The sequence below is a fragment of the Lactobacillus juensis genome, from assembly GCF_036246285.1.
GTDB lineage: Bacteria > Bacillota > Bacilli > Lactobacillales > Lactobacillaceae > Lactobacillus > Lactobacillus juensis.
The window spans coordinates 318,388-337,646 of sequence record NZ_BTTS01000002.1 but is presented as its reverse complement, the minus strand read 5'-3'; the positions used below and the strand labels follow the sequence as shown (position 1 = coordinate 337,646).

19 protein-coding genes are annotated in these 19,259 nt (G+C 36.3%); 8 read left to right on the top strand and 11 right to left on the bottom strand.

The features are described from left to right. Positions 1–204: 204 nt before the first annotated feature. Entirely contained in the window at positions 205–861 is a 657-nt protein-coding gene (gene lepB, locus AAA926_RS05755; protein WP_046332697.1) for a signal peptidase I, read from the top strand. Positions 862–909: 48 nt separating this feature from the next. Here lepB and AAA926_RS05750 read toward each other — a convergent pair whose 3' ends face one another. The 5 genes from AAA926_RS05750 to AAA926_RS05730 all read right to left on the bottom strand — a co-directional run bounded on the left by AAA926_RS05750 (position 910) and on the right by AAA926_RS05730 (position 4,334). After that, positions 910–1,695 (bottom strand): hypothetical protein, encoded by a 786-nt coding sequence (locus AAA926_RS05750; RefSeq protein ID WP_187159632.1) that lies wholly within the window; start codon positions 1,693–1,695, stop codon positions 910–912. A 10-nt stretch (positions 1,696–1,705) separates the two neighbouring features. After that, positions 1,706–2,230: a hypothetical protein gene (locus AAA926_RS05745; protein WP_338212086.1), complete on the bottom strand. Its 525-nt coding sequence runs from the start codon at positions 2,228–2,230 to the stop codon at positions 1,706–1,708. Next, on the bottom strand, positions 2,220–2,855 hold the full coding sequence (locus tag AAA926_RS05740; RefSeq protein WP_338212085.1) for an ATP-binding cassette domain-containing protein: 636 nt from the start codon (positions 2,853–2,855) through the stop codon (positions 2,220–2,222). Before AAA926_RS05740 ends, AAA926_RS05745 begins: the two co-directional genes overlap by 11 nt. Positions 2,856–2,865: 10 nt before the next feature. Continuing rightward, on the bottom strand, positions 2,866–3,570 hold the full coding sequence (locus tag AAA926_RS05735) for a hypothetical protein (RefSeq protein WP_338212084.1): 705 nt from the start codon (positions 3,568–3,570) through the stop codon (positions 2,866–2,868). A 161-nt stretch (positions 3,571–3,731) separates the two neighbouring features. Then, positions 3,732–4,334 (bottom strand): rhodopsin, encoded by a 603-nt coding sequence (locus AAA926_RS05730; protein WP_338212083.1) that lies wholly within the window; start codon positions 4,332–4,334, stop codon positions 3,732–3,734. Positions 4,335–4,697: 363 nt separating this feature from the next. Between AAA926_RS05730 and AAA926_RS05725 the strand changes: the two genes are divergently transcribed. Further along, positions 4,698–5,135: a GNAT family N-acetyltransferase gene (locus AAA926_RS05725; RefSeq protein WP_338212082.1), complete on the top strand. Its 438-nt coding sequence runs from the start codon at positions 4,698–4,700 to the stop codon at positions 5,133–5,135. A 102-nt stretch (positions 5,136–5,237) separates the two neighbouring features. Here AAA926_RS05725 and AAA926_RS05720 read toward each other — a convergent pair whose 3' ends face one another. From AAA926_RS05720 to nagA, 3 genes are all read right to left on the bottom strand, one after another. Continuing rightward, positions 5,238–6,203 (bottom strand): AEC family transporter, encoded by a 966-nt coding sequence (locus AAA926_RS05720; protein WP_122053008.1) that lies wholly within the window; start codon positions 6,201–6,203, stop codon positions 5,238–5,240. Positions 6,204–6,209: 6 nt separating this feature from the next. Further along, the gene (locus AAA926_RS05715) at positions 6,210–7,853 is read right to left on the bottom strand and encodes a malolactic enzyme (protein ID WP_338212081.1); all 1,644 of its coding nucleotides are present in this window, start codon (positions 7,851–7,853) and stop codon (positions 6,210–6,212) included. Between the two features lie 216 nt (positions 7,854–8,069). Beyond that, the gene (gene nagA, locus AAA926_RS05710; protein ID WP_034981109.1) at positions 8,070–9,224 is read right to left on the bottom strand and encodes an N-acetylglucosamine-6-phosphate deacetylase; all 1,155 of its coding nucleotides are present in this window, start codon (positions 9,222–9,224) and stop codon (positions 8,070–8,072) included. Between the two features lie 156 nt (positions 9,225–9,380). Here nagA and AAA926_RS05705 point away from each other — a divergent pair, with 156 nt between their 5' ends. From AAA926_RS05705 to AAA926_RS05695, 3 genes are all read left to right on the top strand, one after another. Beyond that, a complete protein-coding gene (locus AAA926_RS05705) occupies positions 9,381–12,368 on the top strand; it encodes a glycoside hydrolase family 31 family protein (protein ID WP_338212080.1) in 2,988 nt (995 codons plus the stop codon). Between the two features lie 297 nt (positions 12,369–12,665). Further along, positions 12,666–12,926: a hypothetical protein gene (locus AAA926_RS05700; RefSeq protein ID WP_338212079.1), complete on the top strand. Its 261-nt coding sequence runs from the start codon at positions 12,666–12,668 to the stop codon at positions 12,924–12,926. A gap of 26 nt (positions 12,927–12,952) precedes the next feature. Further along, positions 12,953–13,288 carry a type II toxin-antitoxin system PemK/MazF family toxin gene (locus AAA926_RS05695; protein WP_338212258.1) on the top strand — a complete coding sequence of 112 codons (336 nt, stop codon included), beginning with the start codon at positions 12,953–12,955 and terminating at the stop codon, positions 13,286–13,288. Positions 13,289–13,398: 110 nt separating this feature from the next. On the opposite strand, the gene AAA926_RS05690 is transcribed toward AAA926_RS05695, so the two are convergent. After that, positions 13,399–13,722 carry a hypothetical protein gene (locus AAA926_RS05690; RefSeq protein WP_338212078.1) on the bottom strand — a complete coding sequence of 108 codons (324 nt, stop codon included), beginning with the start codon at positions 13,720–13,722 and terminating at the stop codon, positions 13,399–13,401. A gap of 184 nt (positions 13,723–13,906) precedes the next feature. After that, complete coding sequence (locus tag AAA926_RS05685) at positions 13,907–14,836, bottom strand: cytochrome C5 (RefSeq protein WP_338212077.1); 930 nt, start codon at positions 14,834–14,836, stop codon at positions 13,907–13,909. Positions 14,837–14,985: 149 nt separating this feature from the next. Between AAA926_RS05685 and AAA926_RS05680 the strand changes: the two genes are divergently transcribed. The 3 genes from AAA926_RS05680 (at position 14,986) to AAA926_RS05670 (ending at position 16,932) form a co-directional block, all read left to right on the top strand. Beyond that, positions 14,986–16,224 (top strand): MFS transporter, encoded by a 1,239-nt coding sequence (locus tag AAA926_RS05680; protein WP_338212076.1) that lies wholly within the window; start codon positions 14,986–14,988, stop codon positions 16,222–16,224. A gap of 271 nt (positions 16,225–16,495) precedes the next feature. Further along, positions 16,496–16,618, top strand: a complete 123-nt coding sequence (locus tag AAA926_RS05675) for a hypothetical protein (protein WP_338212075.1) — start codon at positions 16,496–16,498, stop codon at positions 16,616–16,618. Positions 16,619–16,809: 191 nt separating this feature from the next. Next, positions 16,810–16,932: a hypothetical protein gene (locus tag AAA926_RS05670; protein WP_338212074.1), complete on the top strand. Its 123-nt coding sequence runs from the start codon at positions 16,810–16,812 to the stop codon at positions 16,930–16,932. A gap of 1,017 nt (positions 16,933–17,949) precedes the next feature. On the opposite strand, the gene AAA926_RS05665 is transcribed toward AAA926_RS05670, so the two are convergent. Next, the gene (locus AAA926_RS05665) at positions 17,950–19,194 is read right to left on the bottom strand and encodes an MFS transporter (RefSeq protein ID WP_338212073.1); all 1,245 of its coding nucleotides are present in this window, start codon (positions 19,192–19,194) and stop codon (positions 17,950–17,952) included. Positions 19,195–19,259 lie beyond the last annotated feature (65 nt).

Below are 19,259 nucleotides of genomic sequence, written 5' to 3'. Positions count from 1 at the left end.
AAAACAGAAATTAGCCTGATCATTTGATTATAGATTGTGATCTCCAAAATTAGGAGAAGTTTGTATCATCTAAATAGGTTATTTGTTTAATTTTAGGTTGGTTTTTAGATTATTTTGACTTTTAATTATTTATCTGCCTATAATTTATCTATTAACCACAGGCTAGTTATATTAATATGTAATTTTATTTGTAAGGACTTACTTATGGCAAATAATCAGAATAACGAAAAAAATGAGAAAACAAAACAATTTTACGATTTTTTAAAATATACAATAGTCTTATTTGCGATTTTTATTTTAATTAATTTTTTGCTGACAAAATATTTGATAGTTAAGTGTTCCGTGTCTGGCATCTCGATGCAACCAACTTTTGAAAATCAAGAAAGAGTTATAGCTAATCGCAATAGCAAATTGAAACGAAATGAAATTGTCATTTTAAAGGCTCCGGATGAACGTAATTCCTTTTATATAAAAAGAATTATAGGATTACCGGGTGAAACTGTTACTGGAAAAAATAATAAGATTTATGTTAATGGCAAAAAAATAAATCAAGACTATTTAAAACCAGGATTTAAGCTGACGGATAATGAAGACGGCTTTTATGGTACTAAATATTCTTATACTGCTGACTTTTCAATTCGTTCTTTAGCAAGAACAAAAGAATATAAAAGTATTTATTCCCCTTCTCAATTAAAAGAAATGAAAAATACTAACAAAGTTCCCAAAGGTTCATATTTTGTAATGGGTGATCATAGGAGCGTTTCAAAAGATAGTCGTTATATAGGCGCAATCCCTAGAAGTAAAATTGAAGGCGTTGTTAAATATCGCTATTGGCCACTTAACAGAATCAAAGTATATTAAAAAGGATTAAGTCCAAATTTAGGACTTAATCCTTTTTCCTTTCACTTTTTATAACTCTGCTAATCGTTTTTCATCTAAATGAAACATAATCATGCAATAAAGTAATAATATTGCAGTCATAAACACCACCACATAGATGTTAGTAGTTCCAGGAAGTTCACGTAAGAAATCAGCCGGTGAATAACTTATAAAATATGGCAAATGGATAGTTGCATTCATTAATAATAAAATTATCTGCAAAACTAAACCTGTACACATGGCAGCAAACTTATTTTTAATCCATAAAGAAGTAACCATTGCAAATACAGAGAACAATCCACCCCAAAGAGAAGAAAATATAATTGATAAAATAGCGTGGACAACCGGATGGGAATAATAAAGGGAGACAAACAGCATAGTAAAATTCATAGCACCAATATTAATATTAAGTAAGTTATCGGGCTTAATATTAGGTAATATCATAAACCAAGATAAGAAGTTAAACAGTAAAGGAACAGCGATCACAATAAAACCTGTCATAAATGCGATTTCTAGGTATCCTAACAAGATTTGTTTAATGGACTTCCCCATCTTTAATTTATAAAAATAGCCGTTGGTAAAATCTTCTTTTAACAATGTACTGGCAGGTAAACTTGCTATTAAAGGTAACAAGATAAAAAATATAGTAGGAACAAAAGTAAATCCATCTATTGATATCCACATAGTATAAGGTGAGTTTGCCGCAGGAATATTCTTAGACACAGAAACAGCACATTGTACAACGCTAATACTTATTCCTATTGCCAATGCCAAAAATAACCATAATTTATTCAAACGTGACCACAAAAATTTCATTTTATTCTCCCTATTCTAGCAGAAGCGAATATTTGACATAGTGTTTCTTAGTTGGTACCAAGAAACTGAAACGTAATTTTTGATTGCGCATGTCATATGAATAACGCGGAATGGTAAAAAATATTGTAAAAGGCTGCTTGCCGTGTGCCAATGCTTTATCAGGATTAATACTGTGGAGACTTTTGTCATACAATTTTATTGAGGGATTGCTTATACCATAAGGATTATTTAGATACATATTTTCTCTAAAATTAGGATTGTTCTTTTTCTCGCCATAGAATGACTGACCAGTTTGACGTATATGAAATTTGACTTTGGCTTGTACAGCGTCCTTACTTTTCTTAACTGCAGCTTTATGAACAATAAAGTCAACGTGATAGGCTTTTACCAATTCATTTTTGTGAAAAAGCTGTTCTTTATTCACACCATACTGCTGAGGATGGGCGTTTACCTGGCGGTAGCGATAAAAGCCCACGCAGCCAACTACAATTATTATTACCACGAAGAAGCTCCATAATATTTTTTTATTTTTCATGATTAATTGTTCCTTCTTGTACATATAGCTTTTGCGTGGCGACTTTGTTCACAAATTCATGATCATGCGAAGCAATAACAAAGGTTGAACCTTTACGGTTATAGCCGTCAATCAATCTGATTAATTTACCTATACTTTCATGATCCAGCGCATTGGTGGGTTCATCCAGAATAATTAACGGATAGGCTCCGAGAAAAGCCTGTGCGATTCCTAATTTCTGCTTCATCCCCAGTGAAAATTTCTTAACTTTTTGTTTAGGGAACCTGGTTAAATCAAAGTACGCCAATAAATCATTAATCTGCTTTTCTTGAATATCTGGATCTAATTTCGCTAATAGTTCTAAGTTTTTATAAGCAGTAAATTCTTCTATTAAACTGGGATTTTCAATTAAAATTCCCGCTTTAATTGGATAAGGCTCTTGGACCTTCATCTTCTTACCATTAACTATGACTTCCCCACTAGTTTTTATTAAACCTAAAATTGCTTTTAAGATTAACGTTTTACCAGAACCATTTATTCCTTCTAAAACAGTGATACTGCCTTCTGTAATATCTGCACTAACATCATGCAATAGTGGCCGTCTTTTCACTATTTTTCCTACTTCATTTAATTCAATAAAACTCATTTTTTGCTCCTTACTCTACACTAAAGAAATGGTCAATAATCCCATAAACAATCACCATAATCAAAGTTGCCAGCAATAATAATAAAAAGCCAGGGAAATTAAATCTCATGATTATCAAGCAATTCAAAGGATTTAATTGCCATTTTAAAAGAGATGTCATTATCAAAAGTGAAGCTGGAATAATCAGACCCAATGCCGAATTAAACTTTCCAATTGTACCTTGCAAAAGAAGCGTCAGATATATTCCCAAAAAATTGTTTATGAAAAGTAGTGGGATTGCCTGCCAGTCAGTTAAATCAAAAAAAGACAAAGAGGGCAATTTAAATAAATCCGTAACAAGCAACATAACTAAAAGTGTAACAAACACATAGACAAAAGCTATTACTCCCATTAATAACATAGTGACAACAGTAAAATTTTTCGGTGGAATTTGTAATCCTCTTAGGTGCATAATGGTAGTTTGCCAAAGCAGTTTAAAGCTATTTAATACAATAAGCAGCGGTATTAAGAAATAGACCAGCCACAAAATAAAATTAAAAGATGCACCTTGACTGGTATCGGCAAAGAAGAGATTAAATATAGAAGTATTTGAACTGTTAATTAGCTGCGCACTGAGAAAAATAATTGAAAAGCAGATCAAACTTAGCCAGCAAATAAAACGGAAGCGGATTATTTGCCATAAATATAGTAATTGATTCCAAAACAGACGTTTCATAAAGACCTTCTTTTTAAGAGTGAGGACAGCCGCAACAATAAAGATAAATTAATTTGACTATTATAAATAGCCAGTTTTTGTTTCTTAGTTTTTAATTATCGTTTAATTCTATACGTTCATAGTACCATTTTAGAATTATTAAAAATAGTAGAATTAGACTTTTAATAATCCGGTTCACTGTAACGGTCAGTAATTAAATAGACAATTAGCATTAATAGCGTTGTAGCTAATAACAGCAGAATATTGTTCTTATTGACCCGCAACAACATTAAACTATTGAGCGGATTATATTTCCAAGTGGTGTAAACAGTCATTATAAGCCAACTAAAAGGAATAATTATGCCCAGTGGAGCATTGAAGCGACCGATAGTGGCCTGAATTATCAACAACAGAAATATTCCTAAAAAATTGATAATAAACAATACTAATAAAGCTGGTAATCCGTGAAATTGTAATAGCTTAAAATTTCTTAGCCAGGAATAATCAGTCACTAAAGCCATAATTCCTTCTGTTAGTACCACATAGATGATGGTGATTAATCCCATTAATCCAACGTTAACTGCAGCGAAACCTAAAGGAGAGTATCTGAGTCCTCGCAATTGCATTCCCCTTGCTTGCCACAATTGTTTAAAACCGCTTAAGACTATTAATAGCGGTACTACAAAATAAACAAACCAAAAAACAGGCAAAATAACTTGGCGTGATTTAACAGCGTTAAAATCAACACCCATGAAAAAAATAGGAACTATAGCAGAATTCGGCATTAATTTCAACATCAGTATTACAAAGCTTATTAAGCCTAACCAAAAAAGAAAGCGCGATTTTATTAGTTGCCACAAAAATAAAAATTGGTCCCAAAATAAATTTACAAGAGATGCTTTTGAGTCTACCGCTTTAGAATGCAATTGTTCTCTCCTTATTTGTTTACACTCGCACTAGTCAAAAATGAAAAAGCTTACACTAATGATACCACTTGTTCAGAATTAAAAAAACACTATTAAATTTGGCAGTACAACTTTAATAGTGCTTTTATTATATCTAGACATACAAAAGAGCTTCCTAATTATTATTGAGAGCGCTAAAATAACTTTAACTCATAAAGCAATAAATATAAGAAAGGAATTTTCATGATTAGAAAATGTGAAGTTGCTGACAGTCCAGCTATTCAAAAAATCAATCAAATTGAACTAGGTTATGATTATCCTGTAGAAAAAACGGCTGCCAACATTAAAAGGCTGCTAAATGATCCTGCGCATCATTATCTCTGGGTCTTTGAAGATGATAATACCAAAAAAGTTGAAGGTTATTTGCATGCAGAAGTTTTTGAAGAAACCTATTTTGACCCCATGTTCAACGTTTTAGCTTTAGCAGTAGATTCTTCTGTGCAAAAGAAAGGCATTGGCAGTCAACTTATGCATACTTTGGAAAAACAGGCTAAAAATTTAGGCATGAAAGAAATTAGGTTAAATTCAGGAGAATCACGTTTAGGTGCTCATAAATTTTACGAAAAACTGGGCTATACTAGCAATAAAATGCAAAAACGATTTGGTAAAAAGTTGGATTAACAACTTAATAATATAGCACTTTAATTTAAAATATTTTCCAAACAAAAACCCGCCTTATCTACATGATCAAAGACGGGTTTTTATAACATGAATTTTTATTAATTATATTAGCATTTGCGTGATTTCCAAAACTACTGGTACAACTATTACGAATAAAACTGTTGAGGTAGTCACAACGTTGGTAGCGTATTGCACATCTCCGTGCGATTCACCCACTAAGATTGGCAAAACTGCCAAAGCAGGAGTAGCAGATTGCACAACTAAGGTTTGTTTAGCTAGACCTGTCAAGGATGGCAACCAATTTGCACCAACAACAATTAAAATCATCATTAAAGCCGGTACTAAGATAAAGCGGCCAAGCAATGCCCAAATGGTATCGCGGTCAAGGTGGATTGACTTCAAACCGGCATCTGCCAATATAATACCAATATAAATCAGTGACATTGGCGTGACGATGCCGCCAACCATGCTCAATACAGCCGTAATCCAGCTAGGAATTGGTACTTCAACTAATAAGCAAATTAAGGCAATGAGAAAACCGACTAATGGTGCTGGCAACAATTTTTTCCAGTTGAATTTTTGCTGTTTTCCTTTTTGTTCAGTTGGGTCATCGCTAGAAATGAAGAAGACACCAATTGCCCAGGTAGAAACCGTATTTAACACATAATAAATTAAAAAGTACGGCATACTTTTTTGCCCAAATAAGGCAATGTTTAAAGGCAGCCCAATAAAAATAGTATTGGCATTCGTAATGGCGTTAATGAAAGTACCGCGGCGACCTTTGCGGATCCGCAAAACCTTACATAATATCCAGGCGAACAAATAGCTGAGAGCAAAACAGATAATGGCATAGATCAATCCGCCTGTTAAGCCAAACAATTTTTGCCGGTTCAAGTATTTTAAGACCGAAACAAAAATTGAAGCTGGTAAAGCAATATTCATAATTAAATAGGAAATATTGCCCTTAAACTGATCGCCCAGTTTGCCACTGGTTCGCAGCCAATACCCTAAAGCAATTACAAGCAACAGTTCAACAACGCTAGTTAATGAAGTAATAAAGGCTTGCATTTATTCTCACTCCTGCTCATCTTTATATTCAGGCGCCCAGCGAAGTGCAGCCACTGCTTTGTCACCATCTTGAAAATCATTTTGATTGAGGTGATCGGCAATTGCCTTGTTAGCCACAGCTTTTGCTACAGTTTGAGAAAAGACATTTAGTTTTTCAACTGGTGGCAAAACTGCTGCGCCTGGTTTACTGGAATCAACAATGCCGCCAAGTGAGTGGGCCGCTACACTAATCATTTCATCACTTAAAATCTTAGCATTAACTGCCAGAGCGCCAAGGCCAAGTCCCGGATAGACCAAAGCATTGTTGGCTTGTCCAATTTCATACTTAGTGCCCTCATAATCAACTGGATCAGCAGGAATACCAGTTGCTACTAAAGCCTTGCCTTTAGTCCAATGAATTAAATCTTCTGCTTTTGCCTCCGCTAATTGAGTTGGGTTTGACAATGGGAAAATAATTGGCCGCTCGGTATGGGTTGCCATTTCCGATACAATATCCTGAGTGAAAGCACCTGAACGAGTTGAAGTTCCCACTAAAATATCAGGATGAACTGCTTCTACAACACTCTTTAAATCTTTAAGCTGGTCAGCATTGCTGAATTCAGAACGTTTCCTGACAAATGGTTTCTGAGCAGGTGTTAGTTCAGGCGTATCTTCAAAAAGCAGACCTTGTTTATCTACCAAGTAAAAATGCTTGCGCGCTTCTTCAGGTTGTAAGCCTGCTTGCAGCATCTCGGCATAGACTTGCTCAACGATTCCTGTGCCAGCTGTTCCGGCACCAAAACAGACATACTTTTGATCTGTTAATTTCTGACCACTAATCTTCAATGCTCCGAGAATTCCGGCCAAAACAATGACACCGGTGCCTTGAATATCATCATTAAAGGTTAAAATATGATCACGATAATGTTTTAAAATATTATCAGCATTATCCCGGCCAAAATCTTCAAAATGTAAATATAGTCCCGGAAACAATTTTTCTACAGCTTGTACAAAGCGATCAACAAATTGATAATATGGTTCACCGCTTACGCGACGCTGATGATTACCTAAATAAAGGGAATCATTAAGTAATTTGTCATTATTAGTGCCAACATCTAGCACTACTGGCAATACACACGCCGGGTCAACACCAGCTGCAGCAGTATAAACCATCAACTTGCCAACAGAAATGTCAACTCCCTGTGTACCCCAGTCACCAATTCCTAAAATTTCTTCACCGTCAGTAACCACTATTAGTTTTATATCACGGCCATCAGCCGCATTTTTCAAACTATCTTCGATTTGATCAGGTTCATTAATTGACAAAAATGCGGCATATTGCGGATTTACAAACAAATGACTGTAATTTTCGATAGTCTCAGCTATCGTCGGGTCATACACAATCGGCATAAATTCGGTAACATGCTCACTGAAGACCTTAAAAAACAGCACTCTATTAGTATTAAAAACAGTCATCAAAAAAATGCGCTTTTCCAAATTAGTTGATTTTTCCTGATACTGCAGGTAAACTTCCCGCGCCTGCTCTTCTAATGACTGCACCTTAGGAGGTAACATCCCTGCCAGCTGATACTTTTTTCGCTGTTCTTCTGTAAAAGCAGTACCTTTGTTTAAAAATGGGTCATTCAACCTATCTTGTCCTGTTTTAGCCATTTTTTCACTCTCCGTCTATTTAATTATTATTAGCACGTACTATATGATTAGACTATAACCAGCATGTAAAAAGTGCAATTAATTAAGCTTATATTAACAGCATATAGTATATAATATGTGCTTAAATATAGTTTTTATAAAAAATTGTGCAAATAAAAAAACCAGTTCAAGTTAATGAATTGGTTTTTTATTCTATATAATAATTAATAAGCTGCTTTATGCCTGGTAGCGTGACTCACCATTTAAATAAGTTTCACTTAAAGTCATGTCAGGGTTTAATACTAAGAAATCTGCGTCCTTATCAGGTGCAATTGAACCACATTTATCGAGTACGTGCGCACTCTTAGCCGGAACATAAGAAGCCATCATAACAGCTTCTTCAGGGGTAGCAACATTCCAGTCAACAACATTCTTGACCGCAGTCTTTAATTGCAAAATACTGCCGGCTAAATTATTGCCACCTTTCAAACGAGCCATGCCCTCTTTAACATAAACGGGCAATTCACCTAACATATAGTCACCGTCAGGCATCATTCCAGCTTCCATACAATCTGTGATTAAACAAATGTGTTCAGCACCTTTAAGCTGAACCAATGCTCGCACCATTTCTTTTTGAACATGGTGACCGTCACAGATCAACTCATCAGTAACATTATGCAGAGCCATCGCAGCGTTAGAAATTGATGTATCGTGGTGTGAAGGATCAGGCATTCCGTTAAAAGTATGAGTAAACATTGTTGCACCAGCTTCAACACCGGCTTTAGCTTCTTCAAAGTCAGCACTCGAGTGCCCCAAAGAAACAACTACACCCTCTTTAACAGCAGCACGGATAAATTCCCGGGCACCTTTTCTCTCAGGCGCAAGAGATATTTTATTCAGCAGCCCTTTAGATTCTTCACGCCACTCATTAAATTGATTAATATCAGGATCAATCAAATATTTAGGGTTTTCTGCACCAGCATGTTCTGCAGTAAAGTATGGTCCTTCAAAATGCAGCCCTTGAATTTTGGCCCCAGTTTCTTCACCCTTATGGGCGCCAAACATCTGGCAAATTTTGCTTAATGTATCTGCACCGGCAGTATAAGTCGTTGGCAGCCAGCTGGTAACGCCAGACCGTAAAAAGCCTTCTGACAGACGGTTGATTCCCGCCCAATCACTTTTCATCACGTCTTCTTTTAGTGAACCGTGCACATGTGTGTCAACCAGTCCTGGTGCAATCCATTTGCCTTTATAGTCTACTATTTTGCCTTCAGGTTTTTGATCTTCAGTATAATAAAAGCCAAATTTGCCGTCATCTTGAACTTCTAGGTAACCACCTTGTTCTGTCACATTTTCAAGAAAGAATTTATCTGCATGAATATAATAAGTCATAATATTTTTGCCTTTCTTTTTAAAATAAAACTCGTATTTATAGCTTAATTTTAGCTTAATCAACTGGTCTTTACCAGTTCAATTTCAAATAGTACAGAAACTTTTTATTTTTTAGTTATAATAGTGGTATAGGTAACTAATTAGGAAACAAGAAATATGATTCAAAATATACAAACAAATCAACATCAACTAGGAGCACTTACTGGTGCCAGCAAGTGTGACCACTATTACGAATTACATTTTGCCACGGGCGAAATTGCGCGCTTTTACGTCTTAGCTGACGGCATTTTTCGTCTTTTAATTGATCCAGAGCAAAATTTTACTGAAAATCGAACGGAAACTATTCACTTAGCCCAGTTTGATAATTCTGCCTTTGCAAAGTCGCAGGTCAGAGCCACCAATGATTCCTTAATTATCCATAATGGCAATTACCAAATTATTTTTGGACAAAATCCAGCTGTCATAAGTATTTTTGATGAATCTTTGCACCATAACAGGATGCATCAATCTCAACCACTTGAACTTAGTTCTACCAGGACCCGTGAGTTTTTAACAGAAAATAAAAATGAATTTTTTTATGGTGGCGGCTTGCAAAATGGCTATTTTAGTCACAAAGGGCACAAAATCGCAATTAAGCATGACCAAATAACCGGTAAAGGTGGCGTCATTATGCCTGTCCCCTTTTTCTGGTCGAATGCTGGTTATGGCGAATTAAGAAACACTACTGCAGCCGGAACTTATGATTTTGGCAAAACTAAGAGAGGAGTTACTGTTCTCACCCACCAAGATGCAGTTTTTGATGCATTTTACCTTCTTGGTACTAATCCTCAGGAAATTTTGCAGCACTATTATACTTTAACGGGTAAACCAATGTTACTGCCCAAATACGCCTTAGGCTTGGGTCATATTGGCAATTTCTGCACAACCTTATGGCAGCCAAGTCAGGCTAAAGAGCGCAATGCCAGTAAAATTGGCAATAATTATTATACTCGTACAAAAGATGAAAAAGCCGCATCGGGCAAAGCTTCACTTAACGGCGAAGAAAACTACCAGTTTTCCGCGCGGGCACTAATTGATCGCTATCACGCCATGCATTTTCCTTTGAGCTGGTTTGTGCCCAATTATGGTGTTCAAGCCAACAATCAACAAGCTCTCAGTTTCTTTAATGAATATGCGTTAAACCAAGACGTTCATCCCGGATTTTGGCACCAAAGCGAAGTCGAATTACCGGAAAAAACTGCTTTTACTTTTACTACTAATGAAATAGCGACTAAAGATAAAGCACAGCTTCAAAGCGATTCACAAACAAAGCGTTCACTAATGCTGGCTGATAGCGGCAGTACCGGCATGCAAAAAAACGCCGCACTGATCTTCGGTGATGTTGGCGGCAACTGGGGCAATGTTGCTACACAAGTAGCTGGTATGCTCGGAGCAAATCTTTCAGGTCAACCTTTAGTTGGTGCAGCGGTTGATGGACTAGAAGGCGGTGGCAATGCACAAATCAATGTCCGTGATTTTGAATGGAAATGTTTTACCCCACTGCTCTTTAACTTCGATGATCAGGGCAACTTCAGTAAAAACCCATTTGCTTATAATAGGAAAATAACCGACATTAATTTGGCTTACCTCAAATTGCGCCAGCATTTGACTAACTACCTATATACACTAAATGAACAGGCAAAAAATGGCGCGTTAATCATGCGTCCCCTTTTCAGTGACTTTCCAGACGAGCTGGCTAATTACACAGCACAGTTTGGCAATGAATTCATGTTAGGCTCCGATTTGTTAATTGCACCAATTACTAATGGCCGTGAAGATGAAAACGGAGATTCACGCAAAGATAATCTGTATTTACCCGGGAAGAAGACAATGTGGATTGATCTTTTTACAGGTAAAAAATATGCCGGTGGCAAGGTCTACAATAATTTATCTTTTCCATTATGGCACCTGCCAGTCTTTGTTCGCGGTGGCAGTATTTTTGACTGGGGCAATCGTGATTTTCTGCTTTACCCACAAGATCAAAGTGAGACAGTTATTTACAACGATAACTCTCAAGCCGCTGAATCCAATGGTTCTACCACAAAAATTTTCAGTAAAACTGAAAATGAAACGTTGCTGGTAACTATTCCACCAGTTGAAGGCAACTGGGAAAACCAAGATGTTGAACAGCCTACTAAGTTGACTATTTTGTGTGATTCTTACCCTGATCGCATCACTATTAAAATTAACGATCAAGTTGTCCCAGTGGAAGAATACGGCTCGCTTGACGCTTTCAACCATGCTCGTGAAGGTATTTTTTACAATACTAATTATGGCTTGGATGAATTTAAGCAATATCACAAGAACACGCAAACTGCCCTGCAAATAAAATTAGCAAGTCGAGACATTACCACAACTAAAATCGAAATTACAGTGCACAATTTTAATTATGGCAAGAAAGTTTTAGTACATGAAATTACCAGTGGCGTATTGCCTTCACCTAAATTGCCGGCAGTTGATTCAAGTAAAATTTCAGCTCATTCGTTCGAACTTGCCTGGCCTCATGAAAGTGCAGTTCAGATAGAAGTTAATAATCTCCTTTATGTGGGCATTACCGGCAAAAATTTCACTTTTCACGAATTAACTCCCAATACTCGCTATATCATTAGAATGCGGTATGTAATAGGAAATAAAGTTTCTGAATGGTCTGATCTTTTCGGCGTTATTACCAAGCATGCTGCTAAAGATTATGCTATTGAAAACATTGATGTGACTAGCAACTATACCAGCAAAGAAAATCATCCCCTGTCTTATTTAACTGATCTTAAACTGGCAAGCGAATGGCAAACTAGGCAAACTGTTTCACCTGAACAACCACTGGAACTAACCTTTACTTTTGAAAAAGTTGAGAAATTAAGCAGAATGGTCTATGTGCCACGAAATATTGATCATAATGGTGATCCTCTTGCAATATCAATTGCTGTTTCAACGGATGGCGAGCAATATACTACCTATGCAGACCACTTGCAGTGGAAAGCTGACACGAAAAACAAGGTGGTTGGTCTGCGAGATGTCCGTGCTAAAAAAGTGCATTTGACTATCTATCAATCATCCGGTCCGATCATTGCTGCAAGAGAAATTATCTTTTTCAGAGCAAAAAGGTAAATAAATATAAACACAAAGTTAATATGTACTGAGCCTCCAAAAGTTGTCCTAAACTTGGGGCTCTTTTATTTAAAAAATATATTAGACATTTAATTAAGCTTTTGGCTCATGATTTGTCTATGTATTTTAGTCTTAAGGCTTTATCGCATTGAAAATATTATATTAAATGTGCTAAGTCGCTATTAAGACTATATTGCTGCTTAAAATCAAGATCACCTAAATTTTCCAGAGACATAATCGAAATCTCATCGGGTGCGGTGTATACTTGTACTAACATAAATTAGGGAGCTAGTATTAATGAAAAAGAAACTGGGTAACTTTGTTGCTAGAAAAGTTGGTAATTCCATAGTCCTCACGGTTCCAAGTAAGGCGGGGGTTAAACTTGGTGAACGATTTGAATTGTTTCAAAAAGATAACGATACTTTAATCTATAAGAAAGCTATTGACTCTAATCCGTGGTTTAATGGAGAATACGACGATATTGATTTTAAAAAAGAAATTGAACAAGTAGGTAACCCTGATACTATGCAGGCTGGTAAGGAGAATATTCCGTGGTAGCACCCAAACAAGGAGATATTATTTAAATAGATGCTGAATCACATGCAGGACGAGAAGAAGGCGGTCATAATTCCCAATCTGGCAATATTCAAAGACCAGCGATAGTTATATCAAATAATGCATATAATCAAAAAACAGGACTCGTTATCTGCATGCCTCTTACTCATGATCTTAAAAAAGATAATCGTGGTCTATACTATCGTCTTGCTGATATCGGCAGTGGGATATCTGGTAGTGTAGTTACTTTTCAAATGCCTAATTATGATTTTTCCGGTCGAAATGGTAAAATTGTTGGACATGTTAGTGATAAAGACTTGGATAACTTGCTATCTAAAGCATATCAAATTTTAGATAAGCATTAATTTTTATCAAAATATTGCTTAATTCAAACAACTCAAATAATAAAAATAGTTTCACTTTAAAAGCACCTCAAGTTTAACCTGAGGTGCTTATGTTTTTTTACTTATCCGTATTATTTTTTGAAAAACCAGTGATACATTTTCCCATCGAGAAAGTCACCAATCACAAATATCAACGTCCACAAAACAATTCCAATAATGCGCACAAACAAGGATGTTACATAATTATTCCAACTATTATCATATGGCAGAAGAAATAAAACAACAGGAACTACAAGGAAGAAGTACTTAACTTTAGTCCACCGTAAATGCTCCTTCTGATAAAATTGGATAAGTTTAGAATTCTGCGGTGTTCTGTGTGTTAATCTGATGCAAACTAGATATATTAAGTAAATAGCATCCACTATTAGCAAAATCAGAACAATATCATTAAGCATAAATAATCCCCTCCTATTTACAATTTAAGTCAAAAAAAATTTTAAACAGATGATATTTTTATTATTTAACTTAATTCTAAAGACAAACCTATACTTTTACAATATTAAGTAAAAATAAATTTGGTATGCAAATATAATAAACTGCTTTTTCAAAGCAGTTTTTAATTTAAAACTTTTTCTGGTTTTAAACGAATCTGTCCTTTTTAATTACCCGGTAAACTGAAATAACTAAAACTAAAATTGCGCAAAGCATTGCCACATAGGCCATGGGTCCGACACTAATGGCAGCCTGAGCTTGACTGCTGGCCATACGATTTTCGACAGCGTATTCTACAATCCACTTACTCAATAAACGAGGAGTTAATACAAAGCTGACAGTAGCTATGATTGAAGCTACCAAGGCCGTATTGCGCGAATATGGTTCCCGAAAAAATTGTGCTAAAACGCAAAATGCCGGTGCAATCATTAAGAGCAGAACCCACATAATAATTAAACGACCTGCGCCACTGCTCATCATTTGCGCACTGTTAGCCGCATAACGATATTTACCCCACAGCTGTCCACCAGTTAGGGTATTTAATAAACTCAAGAAGTATGATCCCTGTTGACCATAAACGCCACCACGATTAGACAAGATGCCCTGAACGACTTGCAAGCCATCAGTCGAACCAGCTGTGGAAAAATTAACTGTTGCCACTTTTTTCATATAAGTAGCCAGAAACATGATAATCGAGCCACCAAATTGCAAAGCTCGTAACATGCTTAATTTCCGGGATGACTTCATTTTAAATTCGAGGCTAAGTACACGGTTAGGATGATGACTGCGGCCAATCACAAAGATGCCAATTGCGACCACAATTGCCAGCGCAGCAAGAAGCCACCAGAGTTTAGCCATAACTAAGAAAATAGCCAAAACAACTATTGCCACCGCGATGTATGGCCGATCTGCAAAAATATCCCAGAAATTTAACTTTAAATGGCGGTAGTCGGCACGAGTTTTAGAAGTATTATTTTCTCTAATCGTTGCCTTTGGCGCCTTGTTTGTGTGCGACTGGGATTTTTGGCGGTATTTTTGACGGTATTCCTGCCTAGTTAAGTGCGAATCTCTTCCCATACCAACATCCCTTCCTTTCAGAAATAATATCCTAACATGTTTAATATGAAAATATCATCTATTTAGCAAATTCTTAGCAAATTTATTGTGCTAAAATAGAAAAGATATCATATTTTTTAGAAAAATATTAAAAAGAAAGCGAGGACGTTTTGACAGTTTCCGAAAAATTTCCGGCTGGCTGGCATAAAGCTTTTGTCACTTTATGGCTAGGCTGCTTTATCACAGGCATGGGCTATTCCATGACAATGCCCTTTATCTCACTATTTATCGCTGATCTGGGTCACTACAGCAAGTTGCAGATTAGCATGTATTCCGGTCTTGCATTTGCCATGACCTTTATTGCTCAGGCAATTGTTTCACCTTATTGGGGCAACTTGGCTGACCGCAAGGGTCGTAAATTAATGTGCATGCGGGCCTCTGGCGTCATGGCTTTAACCATTACTGCTACCGGTTTTGCCCCTAATGCTATTTACATAATTGTCATGCGTTTTATTCAGGGTGCTTTTTCCGGCTACATTAACAACGCTACCGCCCTGATCGCAGGAGAAACTCCCCACAGAAAAAGTGGCTGGGTAATGAGTCAAATGATGACTGCCGGTACTGCTGGAAACTTAGTCGGACCACTTTTAGGTGGTGTTTTGTCAAATTTCTTCGGTAATTGGCTTGGTGGAGTCTGGGGCTACCGGATTCCATTCTTCATCACCGGCTTTTTGATGGTGCTCGTCTTCTTAGGGTCGACATTCTTAGTTCATGAAAACTTTACCCCAATTTCCCGCGAAGAAATGAAGCCGATGAAAGAGATCATGCACTCTCTACCCAATGTTAAATTGATTGTAGTCATGTTCGTGACTACCCTGTTAGTGCAGGCCGCTAACATGTCAATTGATCCAATTGTTTCTTTGTATGTCAAATCGATGATGCCTAATAGCAAAAACATCGCCTTTGTGGCGGGGATCGTAGCCGCAACCCCAGGTCTCGGAACGCTGCTGGCTGCTTCAAAAATCGGACACAAAATGGATGAAATTGGACCACTAAAAATTTTACGCCTAGGTTTAATAGTAGGAGCTGTTCTCTTTATTCCTATGGCCTTAACTCATTCGCCTTGGGTGCTGGCAGGATTGCGTTTTCTGCTGGGAATTGCCAGTGCTGCAATGTTACCGGCTGCACAGACTGTTTTGACATTGAACACTCCGGCCGAAAGTTTTGGCCGTATCTTTAGTTATAATCAGTCTTTCCAAGCAGTTGGCTCTGTGTTTGGTTCAATCATGGGTTCCACCATTTCCGGTCTGTTCAACTACGCTACAGTTTTCTGGACTACAGGTTTCACGCTACTGATTAACTTTATTCTGATTATCTTTTTCAGCTTGAGAAAAAGTGTTAATAAATAAGAACTAACTTACAACTAATTAAGTATCCTAATTTTGGTGGTCACATCATATTCCGTTCAGGATACTTTTTTGTCTGATCTTTGTAGATAAACATTGTATAATTTTTAGGATATACATTGTTTATTTTTTTCAGGGGGGAAAATATGATTAGAGCTGCCCTATCTAATAGCGTAAATCTAAAGACATGCTATTAAGCCAAGCAGTCTTGCAAGCATTAAACGCTACTTTAGGAGATCATTTAAACATTAAAATTGAGGACATCAAAGTAATAATGGCAAAACAAGAAGATACACATGTTTTAACTTTTGAAGAACTTTTTAAAGATTATTCAGGGAAAGAATTTGATACCAAAATTAAGTTACCGAATGAGAGAAAAGGAAATGAAATGTGGTAATTAAGCAAGGATCTATTCTATTAATGATTTACGCCTTAAGCAGTGGCATGAACAATCTAGCAAACGACCTTATTTATATTTAAGCTATAAAGAGGTTGAAAAATACGCTCATATTGCTGTGTTTGCTCCTATATCAACTACTAAAAAACGCTACCCATTATCCTGCTGCATCTCAAACAAAGGGCGTAGTCATGCTAGATCAGCTAGTTACAATCGATTATCATAATCGACCATTTCAGTATTTAGAGCAACTACCTGATGACTATATGGGAAAGATACTCAAAATTGTAAAAGTAGTTTTTCAGAAAGATTAGCAAGCAGTTTTTCTGTAGATAATTCCATAATGTGTTGTGAAGCTAACAATGGTCTTGTTTTTAAAAAACACATATTAATTGCAATAATCTGAAAAAGGGAAAAATTATGATTGTTCAAGCAAAAATGATATCTAAAAACCAAATTACGATTCCAAAAGAAGTAAGAAAAAGACTGCCTTTGAATAAAGCAGTGATGTAAACCCTAAAATTAGAACACCTTATTAACTACTAACGGAGAACTAACTTTCGATATTCAATCGAAGTTAGTCCTTTTAATTTGATCCTTACTCTTTTCTGATTAATAACATCCAATGTCGCAATATCGGATTAATGCGTCATTTTATATTGAACTCTTTTCAGATTAAAAGAAGCAATATAGCCAAGATTTTCAGCCGAACAAAAAACCATCCAACTAAGTTAATAAGCCAGATGGTTCCAAAAATCGTACGCAAATGTTACAATGTTACTAGGAAATTAATTAACATTGTTAATCAATTAGGCTGGCAACATTTGGCACGTTAGCGCTCTTGATTTTGGTGTACTGAAGATACACCACCAGCCAAGCGCATAAAAGAACGTCCCCAAATAGAGTCACGACCTTTCTAAGTTTGCTTGTGCATTGGTGGTCGCCAGTGCACTTTTTTATTATAGCAAAAATTATCCTACACGAAATATTACACTTCATCAGGATATCTTTTTATACTTATTAATATTTTTTAGAAAGAAATAATTTTGAGTGTAAAAACAAGAAAACTAACAATCCATTTAAATCCGAAAAAAATATAAAAAAATACGGTGATTATGAGTCCCTTTAGTTTTGATTACAAAACTGCTACAATAGCTAACTGTAAAAGCGGTAATACTTATCATAATGCTAAAATTATATGACCCCCGAATTAAGACAATTTCAGAGGTCTTATTTTTATGCCTAGATTAGCCAAACAAATAGAATTGAAATCAATCATATTTGTAATGATTAACAAATTAGATACTTCAAATTCACCAGCCAAATGGTTGCTAGTCCCCTTTTTGTGCGGATTTTCTCATCACCAATAAGGTAATTACAAAGAGCAGAATACTGACGATAAACAGGCCCCAAAGAGAATAGATGACGCTTGTCACAGCCGATAAGGTAGTAAAAGCAGTTGTCATTAAGGGACTGGCAATTAATAAAATCGTATTAATCAGACCAACAGAGGACGCCAAAATTTTATGATCAACTGCACCTACCATCCATTGGGTTAATTTTGGAGTAGCAGTTCCTGCAAAGAAGCCTAGGATACAATAAGTTATTAAACAGAACCAAATTTGTTTACTTAAAATGGCAATTATGACACTTGCTCCAGCAATATTGGCAAACATAATGATGATATAAAGGCTAACATTTTTAAATAGATTAGTACCAAAAATACTGCCTAAAGCAGCGCCAATTCCCGCCATAGCACCGATTAACGCGATTGTAAAACTATAGGTGCCAATGACCATCACCTGACGATTGCCCGCAATGACAATAGAAATCAAGGGCTCGATCGTGCTGAGAACTCCGTTTAAAACGGCGATAACCAGTACGGTAGTAATTAAGCCACTAGCCTTTTTAACTTGCTTTAATGCTAAGGCCAAGGTGGACCAAAAACCACGATCATCGACTTCTTGTGTAACAGTTGAATTGCCTTTTTTACGTTTACTCCTGGCAATATTGCAATAGATCAACCCTGCCACAACGAAAGTCAGACCGTTAATTACAGCCAGCGCAGAATATGACATAAACAATAAAAGACCTGATCCAACAAACTGACTAATCAAAGTGATTACTTGCGAAACACCGCTAGTAAAACCTTCAGCTTCAGCGATCTCATCCTTTTTAACCAGACTAATAATTAGTGGTGTAGTCAGTCCACCAGAATAAGTTCCAGCTGTATCAGAAATAAAGTTGATGATAATCACCATAATTACCAGATTCCAGCCAGCGATGTTCTGGCTAAAAAGAAAGCCGACTAGTAAATAGAGCGCTCCTCTGATCATAGCCATCCAGACTATTTTTTGAAATTTATTCTGTGTCCTGTCAGCTAGATAGCCACCAACACTGGAAAACAGCCTGGGAACTGATTCCGAAATAGCAATTAATGATAAAGCCAGCGAATAATTTTTGAGCCGACTGGCATAAGTCATCAGCGCTAAATAGAATAAAATATCTCCCGCACTGGATAAAATACTGGCAATTGAAAACTTGCGATATTCTTTGTTTTTAAAAAAGATAGTCATAATTTTTTCTCCCGTTTAACTCTCTTCTTTTTTAATTGTACTTGAGCTAAAATTAAGAATAATAA

Bases quoted from the DNA above. Each gene is read 5' to 3' on its own strand.
- AAA926_RS05700 (WP_338212079.1), top strand. From the start codon at position 12,666: ATGAAAAAGAAACTGGGTAACTTTGTTGCTAGAAAAGTTGGTAATTCC.
- AAA926_RS05740 (WP_338212085.1), bottom strand. From the start codon at position 2,855: ATGAGTTTTATTGAATTAAATGAAGTAGGAAAAATAGTGAAAAGACGG.
- AAA926_RS05720 (WP_122053008.1), bottom strand. From the start codon at position 6,203: ATGCAAGCCTTTATTACTTCATTAACTAGCGTTGTTGAACTGTTGCTT.
- AAA926_RS05670 (WP_338212074.1), top strand. From the start codon at position 16,810: ATGCTAGATCAGCTAGTTACAATCGATTATCATAATCGACCATTTCAG.
- AAA926_RS05745 (WP_338212086.1), bottom strand. From the start codon at position 2,230: ATGAAAAATAAAAAAATATTATGGAGCTTCTTCGTGGTAATAATAATT.
- AAA926_RS05725 (WP_338212082.1), top strand. From the start codon at position 4,698: ATGATTAGAAAATGTGAAGTTGCTGACAGTCCAGCTATTCAAAAAATC.
- AAA926_RS05690 (WP_338212078.1), bottom strand. From the start codon at position 13,722: ATGCTTAATGATATTGTTCTGATTTTGCTAATAGTGGATGCTATTTAC.
- lepB (WP_046332697.1), top strand. From the start codon at position 205: ATGGCAAATAATCAGAATAACGAAAAAAATGAGAAAACAAAACAATTT.
- AAA926_RS05685 (WP_338212077.1), bottom strand. From the start codon at position 14,836: ATGGGAAGAGATTCGCACTTAACTAGGCAGGAATACCGTCAAAAATAC.
- nagA (WP_034981109.1), bottom strand. From the start codon at position 9,224: ATGACTTATTATATTCATGCAGATAAATTCTTTCTTGAAAATGTGACA.
- AAA926_RS05665 (WP_338212073.1), bottom strand. From the start codon at position 19,194: ATGACTATCTTTTTTAAAAACAAAGAATATCGCAAGTTTTCAATTGCC.
- AAA926_RS05715 (WP_338212081.1), bottom strand. From the start codon at position 7,853: ATGGCTAAAACAGGACAAGATAGGTTGAATGACCCATTTTTAAACAAA.
- AAA926_RS05730 (WP_338212083.1), bottom strand. From the start codon at position 4,334: ATGCCGAATTCTGCTATAGTTCCTATTTTTTTCATGGGTGTTGATTTT.
- AAA926_RS05675 (WP_338212075.1), top strand. From the start codon at position 16,496: ATGGCAAAACAAGAAGATACACATGTTTTAACTTTTGAAGAACTTTTT.
- AAA926_RS05750 (WP_187159632.1), bottom strand. From the start codon at position 1,695: ATGAAATTTTTGTGGTCACGTTTGAATAAATTATGGTTATTTTTGGCA.
- AAA926_RS05705 (WP_338212080.1), top strand. From the start codon at position 9,381: ATGATTCAAAATATACAAACAAATCAACATCAACTAGGAGCACTTACT.
- AAA926_RS05735 (WP_338212084.1), bottom strand. From the start codon at position 3,570: ATGAAACGTCTGTTTTGGAATCAATTACTATATTTATGGCAAATAATC.